This is a genomic window from Cupriavidus sp. R6-3 (genome assembly GCF_059772245.1).
Window position 1 is genome coordinate 1 of sequence record NZ_JCBAJO010000241.1, and the last position, 6,865, is coordinate 6,865.

Here is a 6,865-nt window from a genome sequence, read left to right on the forward strand (position 1 = left end):
CGTGGTGGCGGTCACCGTCGCGCCGCCCAGCATGCGCGCGGTCTCGACCACGCGGCCGGCGGCGTCGAGCACGCGGATCTGCGAGCGCGTCACGGCCTCGCCGCCATCGCCGACGGTCTCCTTGCTGACCAGCAGGTGCGTGCCGGCCTGCGCGGCGACCTGGGGCAGGTGGGTCACGCACAGGACCTGGCGCGCGCGGCCAAGCTCCTGCAGCCGGCGGCCGACCACCTCGGCGACCGCGCCGCCGATGCCGGTATCGACCTCGTCGAAGATCAGCGTCGGCGTCGGCGCGGCCTCGCTGGTGATCACCGAGATCGCCAGGCTGATCCGCGCCAGTTCCCCGCCCGACGCGACCTTGGCCAGCGGCCGGGCGCTGACCCCCGCATGGCCGGCCACCAGGAACTCGACCTGTTCGAGCCCGTGGCTGGCGCCTTCCTCGAGCGGGTGCAGCGCGACGGTGAAGCTGCCACCGGCCATCGACAGGCCCTGCATCGCCTCGGTGACAGCCGCCGACAGCCGCTCGGCGGCCTCGCGCCGGCTGTCGCTCAGATGGCGTGCGATGGTCAGGTAGGCGGCGCGGGCCGCCGCCTCGCGCGCGGTGATCTTGTTCAGGTCCTGCGCGGCCTGCAGGTCGTCGAGCTGCTGGCGGCGCGCCAGCAGTTCCTCGGGCAACTGTTCGGGCGGCACGCGGAACTTGCGCGCGGCGGTGTGCAAGGCCTGCATCCGCTCCTCGACCACCTGCAGCCGCTCGGGATCGAGCTCGAGCCGGTCGACGTAGCGGGTCAGCGAGTGGGCCGCTTCCTCGGCCTGCACCTCGGCCGCTTCGAGCGCGGTCACCACATCGGCGAGCGCGGGGTCGACCTCGGCCAGCTGGCGCAGCCGGTGCGCCATTGCATTGAGCGCCGACAGCACCGCGCCGTCGGCCTCCGACAGCGCATCGAGCGCGGCGCGGCCGCCCTCGAGCAGATTGGCCGCATGCGACAGGCGCTTGTGCTCGCCCTGGATCGCTTCCCATTCGCCGGCCTGCGGCGCCAGCTTGTCGAGCTCGCCGACCTGCCACTCGAGCCGCTCGCGTTCGAGCTGCATCTCGCGCGACTGCTGTTCGACGGCCTCGCGCTGGCGCACGCAGGCCCGCCATGTGCGCCAGGCCTCGGCCACCGCGGCGGCCTGCGCGGTCAGGCCCGCGTGCGCGTCGAGCAGCAGCCGCTGCGCGTCCGGCCGCAGCAGCAGCTGGTGGGCGTGCTGTCCGTGGATGTCGACCAGCTGGTCGCCGACCTCGCGCAGCTGCGCGAGCGTGGCGGCGTTGCCGTTGATGAAGGCCTTGCTGCGGCCGTTGGCATCGACGACCCGGCGCAGCAGCACGTTGCCGTCGTCCTCGGCCAGCGCCTGCTCGTTGAGCCAGGCGTCCAGCGCGGGGTGCGTGGAGAAGGTGGCGCTGACGCTGGCGCGCGCCGCGCCCTCGCGCACCACGCCGGCATCGGCGCGCTCGCCGAGCACCAGCGCGAGCGCATCGATCAGGATCGACTTGCCGGCACCGGTCTCGCCGGTGAACACGGTAAAGCCGGCGGTGAAGTCGAGGTCGAGCGTGTCGACGATGACGAAATCGCGGATGGACAGGCTGCGCAGCATCTTGGGAGACGGAAGGCGGCGGTGACTTGGGAGGGATCGGGACCGGCGGGGTGCGCTGGCGCTCAGAGCCGGTTGTCTTCGGTCGGGTACTCGTGCCAGTGCAGCTTCTTGCGCAGCGTGGCGTAGTAGTTGTAGCCGACCGGGTGAAGCAGGTTGATGGTCCTGGCCGAGCGGCGCACGACGATGCGGTCGCCGGGCAGCAGCGAGGTCAGCGACTGCATGTCGAAGTTGACGCTGGCATCGCGGGCGGTGGCGACCTCGATCGACACCTCGGCGTCGTGCGGCAGCACGATCGGCCGGTTCGACAGCGCATGCGGGGCGATCGGCACCAGCACCAGTCCGGACAGCGTCGGATGCAGGATCGGCCCGCCGGCCGACAGCGCATAGGCGGTCGAGCCGGTCGGCGTCGACACGATCAGGCCGTCCGAACGCTGGTTGTACATGAAGTAGCCGTCCACCGAGACCGCCAGCTCGACCATGCCGGAGATGCCCGAGCGATTGACCACCACGTCGTTCAGGGCCAGCGCGGAGAAGATCACGCCCTCGTCGCGGATCACGCGCGATTCGAGCAGCATGCGGTTCTCGGGCTCGTAGTGGCCGCTGAGCATGGCCGGCAGCACCGATTGCACATCCTCCAGCGGGATGTCCGTCATGAAGCCGAGGCGGCCGTGGTTGACGCCGATCAGCGGCACCGAGAAGCCGGCCAGCTGGCGCGCGATGCCGAGCAGCGTGCCGTCGCCGCCGAGCACCACGGCGACGTCGGCCTGCCGGCCGATCTCTTCGGCGGACAGCGCGGGGTAGTCGGTCAGGCCGGTCGCCAGCGCCGTCTCGCGTTCGAACACCACGTCCTGGCCGTTGCGCAGGATGCAGGCCGCCAGTTCCTCGAGCGGGCCCTCGATGCCCGCGGTCGAATACCTGCCGACCAGGGCGACCGTGCGAAAGGGCGCGTGCGCGGCGCCGGACTTGGGGTGTGCAGACATGCCCGGATTAGACCATACCGCCATGACCATTGTCAGCACGGGGCGGGGGGCGAGTGCCAGCGCGAGCCCCGGCGCGCAAAACTTGCGTAAAATCGGGACACCATGGACGAACGAGCGAAAACCCTTCTCAAGACCCTGATCGAGCGCTACATCGCCGAAGGGCAGCCGGTCGGCTCGCGTACGCTGTCGAAGTACTCGGGACTGGACCTGTCGCCGGCGACCATCCGCAACGTGATGTCGGACCTGGAGGAGATGGGCTTCATTGCCAGCCCGCACACGTCGGCGGGGCGCATTCCGACCCCGCGCGGCTACCGGTTGTTCGTCGACACCATGCTGACGGCCCAGCCGCTCGACAGCCAGTTCAACCGCACCAAGCTGGCCGGGCTGATCCAGGGCGAACTCGGCGCGCAGGAACAGAGCCCGCAGCGGATGATCACCACCGCCGCGCGCACGCTGTCGAACCTGTCGCAGTTCGCCGGCGTGGTGATGACCCCGCGCCGCGCGCAGGCGTTCCGGCAGATCGAATTCATGCGGCTGTCCGACAAGCGCATCCTGCTGATCATCGTGACGCCCGAAGGGGACGTGCAGAACCGCATCATCCAGACCGAGCTGCCCTACAGCGCGTCGCAGCTGGTCGAGGCGGCCAATTTCATCAACACGCATTACGCCGGCATGCGCTTCGACACGGTGCGGGAGCGGCTGCGCGACGAACTGAAGGCGCTGCGCATCGACATGTCCGAACTGATGCAGGCCGCGGTCGAGGCCGGCAGCAGCGCGATGGCCGACGAGGACGACCAGGTCTATATCTCGGGCGAACGCAAGCTGCTCGAGGTCGAGGACCTGGCCTCGAGCATGGACAAGCTGCGCCGGCTGTTCGACGTGTTCGAGCACAAGACCAGCCTGCTGCAGCTGCTCGATGTGTCCAGCCATGCCGAGGGCGTGCAGATCTTCATCGGCGGCGAGAGCCGGCTGGTGCCGCTCGAGGACATGGCGGTGATCACCGCGCCGTACGAGGTCGACGGCCAGATCGTCGGCACGCTGGGCGTGATCGGCCCGACGCGGATGGCCTATGACCGGGTGATCCCGATCGTCGATATCACCGCGCGGCTGCTGTCGAGCGCGCTGAGCAGCCAGAACTGATGGCGGCCAGGGCGGGCCGCCACGCGCAGGGCGGCCTTCGCGCCCCAGCGATACCGGAATCCCTATGACCTTTACCGCAGAACCGGCCTATCGGCATGGGCAGGCGCCCCGCACGGCGATCCTGCTGATCAATCTGGGCACGCCCGACGAGCCGACCCCGAAGGCGGTCGGCCGCTATCTGAAGCAGTTCCTGTCCGATCCGCGCGTGGTGGAGATTCCGCGCGCGGCCTGGCTGCCGGTGCTGTACGGGCTGATCCTGCCGCTGCGCTCGCGCGCGTCGGCGCTCAAGTACGAATCGATCTGGCTGCGCGAGGCCCACCGGACCGGCTCGCCGCTGCTGGTCCACACCGAACGGCAGGCGCATGCGCTGCAGCAGTTGCTGGCGCAGCAGGGACACGACGTGACGGTGGCCTGCGCGATGCGCTACGGCAACCCGTCGATCCCATCCGTGATGGAGGCGCTGCGGCGCCAGGGCTGCGAGCGCATCCTGGCGCTGCCGATGTACCCGCAGTATTCCGGCACCACCACCGCGACCGCCTTCGACGAGCTGTTCCGCGTGCTCGGCGAATGGCGCAACCAGCCCGAGCTTCGGCTGGTCAAGCATTTCCACGATCATCCGGCCTACCTGGGCGCGCTGCACCAGCAGGTCGGCGCCTATTGGGCCCAGCACGGCCCGCCCGATTTCGCGCGCGGCGACCGCCTGATCCTGTCCTTTCACGGCGTGCCGCGGCGCACGCTGGAATTGGGCGATCCGTATCACTGCGAATGCCTGAAGACCGGCCGCATGCTGGGCGAGGCGCTGGGTCTGCAGCCCGGCCAGTACCAGGTCACGTTCCAGTCGCGCTTCGGCAAGGCCGAGTGGCTGCAGCCCTATACCGCGCCGACGCTGACCGAGCTTGGCAAGGTCGGCACCGCGCGGGTCGACGTGTTCTGCCCGGGCTTTCCGGCCGACTGCATCGAGACGCTGGAAGAGATCGCGATGGAAGGGCAGTCCGAATTCAAGGTCGCCGGCGGCAAGGAGTTCCACTTCATTCCGTGCCTGAATGACGCGCCGTTCTGGATCACCGCGCTGTCGGAGATTGCGCTGCAGCATATGCAGGGCTGGCCCCTGCGGCTGCCGCACGCGCACGAACTGGAGGCCAGGCGCTCGCTGGCGCAGGCAAGGGGGGCGGCGGCATGAATCCGTCATACGAGGACGATGCGCGCCAGCGCATCGACAAGTGGCTGTGGTGCGCGCGCTTCTTCAAGACCCGCTCGCTGGCGGCGGAGGCCGTCGAGCGGGGCCGGGTGGAGGTCAACGGCCAGCCATGCAAGAATTCGCGGGAGGTCAAGCCGGGCGACACGATACGCATCGACGCCCATCAGCAGCGCTGGGAGCTGGTGGTCAAGGGCGTCGCCCCGGCCCGCGGGCCGGCCTCCGTCGCCCAGACGCTCTACGAGGAAACCGAGGAAAGCCGGACGCGGCGCGCCGCCGAGGCCGAACGGCGGCGTCTGCATGTCGAGCCGGCGTCGCAATTGCAGGGGCGCCCGACGAAGCGGGACCGCCGCCGCATCGAGGATCTGAAAGGGTGAACCGAAGCGGCACGGCCCGCGCGGGCGGGCCGTGTGTCAGCGGGAATACTGGATGATGTATTGGCGCAGCGCCGGATCGGCGCCGCCTGCCACGCTGTCGCGCGGGGTCAGTCCGTCGGAGAGCCAGATGAAGACGGTCAGGGCCGCCAGCGAAAGAAGTACCAGCAGGGTGAAGAGCGAAAACTTCGGCGTTTTGTTCGACGGCTTCGGCAGCTTGCGCATGGCCTTACCCCGGCAGGAAAGACTTCAATATGGGACGGCACCCCGGCAGTTTTGTCGTTTTTTTGGATTTATCTTAGAAGCTGCACTGCGGCAAAGCAATTTCACTCCCCGCAGCACTGGTTTAAGTTTGTAAGCTGATGTTTCCTGCAGATGTCCATCCGCTCTTGAAATATCGGCTTGGCGCCACCAGTTGCCAGCTGAATTCCGATTGACCCCAGGCGGACCGCCGGTGCGGCCGCAACTTGTTCTGAAACGGATCGACATGGAAGACCAGAAGCAAACGCCATCCAACACGCCGCCGACCTCGCCCGCCGACCAGGCCGCCGAAGCGCAAGCCGCGCAACCGGCAACGCCGAACCAGACGACCGAGCCCGCCGCAGCCGCGGATGACGTGGCCACCCAGCTCGCCGCACAGCTGGCCGAGCAGGAAGCCAAGGCACGCGAGAACTACGATCTGTATCTGCGTGCCGTCGCCGAGGCCGAAAACATCCGGCGCCGGGCGCAGGAGGACGTGGCAAAGGCCCACAAGTTCGCCATCGAGAGCTTCGCCGAGCATCTGCTGCCGGTGATGGACAGCCTGCAGGCCGCGCTGGCCGATGGGTCGGGCGATATCGCCAAGCTGCGCGAGGGGGTCGAACTGACCGCCAAGCAGCTGGCCAGCGCCTTCGAGAAGGGCCGCATGGTCGAACTGAATCCGGTCGGCGAGAAGTTCGACCCGCATCGGCACCAGGCGATTTCGATGGTGCCTTCGGAGCAGGAACCGAATACGGTGGTGGCCGTGCTGCAACGCGGCTATCTGATCGCGGACCGGGTCCTGCGGCCCGCATTGGTGACGGTGGCTGCGCCGAAGTAAGGGTCGGCGGGCAGACCGGCCTGCCTCCGATGCGCAGCCACGCCCGGCGCCGTTTCGGCACCGGGCGTTCTCGTTTGTGGAGAAATGCGATGCCTTACCCGTTCGGCGCAGCGCCGGCGCCCCATACGGATCACCGCGCGTTCGAGGCCTTCGGCATGCGCGCGGTCGATCATGACACCATCGACGACGCGCTCGCCGCCGCCGGCGACAAGCTGGTCTGCGTGTTCTTCTGGGGCGAGGACTGCTACAACTGCGAGATGGCCAAGAAGGCCATGCTGGCCAATCCGGACCCGCTGCGCCAGCTCGATCTGCACTGGCTGCATGCCGACGTCTACACCTATCCGGCGCTGGGACGGCGCTTCGGGCTGTACGGCATCCCGGTGTTCATGTTCTTCCACCGCGGCAAGAAGCTCGGCCGCGCCACCGGCTGGCATGGCATCGGGCAGTTCGCCGCGGCGGTTGCCAATGC

The 6,865-nt window shown here is 68.8% G+C and carries 8 protein-coding genes; 5 read left to right on the forward strand and 3 right to left on the reverse strand.

The genetic code is table 11. The annotated features are described in order from the left end of the window. Both recN and AC6EI8_RS22700 read right to left on the reverse strand, forming a co-directional pair. Positions 1 to 1,629 (reverse strand): DNA repair protein RecN (gene recN / locus AC6EI8_RS22695; RefSeq protein ID WP_498382938.1); only part of this gene is annotated, 1,629 nt, incomplete at its 3' end. Between the two features lie 62 nt (positions 1,630 to 1,691). Then, entirely contained in the window at positions 1,692 to 2,609 is a 918-nt protein-coding gene (locus tag AC6EI8_RS22700) for an NAD kinase (RefSeq protein WP_149319330.1), read from the reverse strand. 102 nt (positions 2,610 to 2,711) lie between these two features. On the opposite strand from AC6EI8_RS22700, the gene hrcA reads away from it, so the two are divergent. The 3 genes from hrcA to AC6EI8_RS22715 all read left to right on the forward strand — a co-directional run bounded on the left by hrcA (position 2,712) and on the right by AC6EI8_RS22715 (position 5,321). After that, positions 2,712 to 3,749 carry a heat-inducible transcriptional repressor HrcA gene (gene hrcA, locus AC6EI8_RS22705; protein ID WP_498382939.1) on the forward strand — a complete coding sequence of 346 codons (1,038 nt, stop codon included), beginning with the start codon at positions 2,712 to 2,714 and terminating at the stop codon, positions 3,747 to 3,749. 64 nt (positions 3,750 to 3,813) lie between these two features. Beyond that, positions 3,814 to 4,929 carry a ferrochelatase gene (gene hemH, locus AC6EI8_RS22710; RefSeq protein ID WP_498382940.1) on the forward strand — a complete coding sequence of 372 codons (1,116 nt, stop codon included), beginning with the start codon at positions 3,814 to 3,816 and terminating at the stop codon, positions 4,927 to 4,929. Then, on the forward strand, positions 4,926 to 5,321 hold the full coding sequence (locus AC6EI8_RS22715) for an RNA-binding S4 domain-containing protein (protein ID WP_226109120.1): 396 nt from the start codon (positions 4,926 to 4,928) through the stop codon (positions 5,319 to 5,321). Before hemH ends, AC6EI8_RS22715 begins: the two co-directional genes overlap by 4 nt. 36 nt (positions 5,322 to 5,357) lie before the next feature. On the opposite strand, the gene AC6EI8_RS22720 is transcribed toward AC6EI8_RS22715, so the two are convergent. Further along, a complete protein-coding gene (locus AC6EI8_RS22720) occupies positions 5,358 to 5,543 on the reverse strand; it encodes a hypothetical protein (RefSeq protein ID WP_149319327.1) in 186 nt (61 codons plus the stop codon). Positions 5,544 to 5,805: 262 nt separating this feature from the next. Here AC6EI8_RS22720 and grpE point away from each other — a divergent pair, with 262 nt between their 5' ends. Next, a complete protein-coding gene (gene grpE / locus AC6EI8_RS22725) occupies positions 5,806 to 6,396 on the forward strand; it encodes a nucleotide exchange factor GrpE (RefSeq protein ID WP_149319326.1) in 591 nt (196 codons plus the stop codon). 89 nt (positions 6,397 to 6,485) lie between these two features. Next, on the forward strand, positions 6,486 to 6,865 hold a 380-nt coding region (locus tag AC6EI8_RS22730; RefSeq protein WP_498382941.1), incomplete at its 3' end, for a thioredoxin family protein.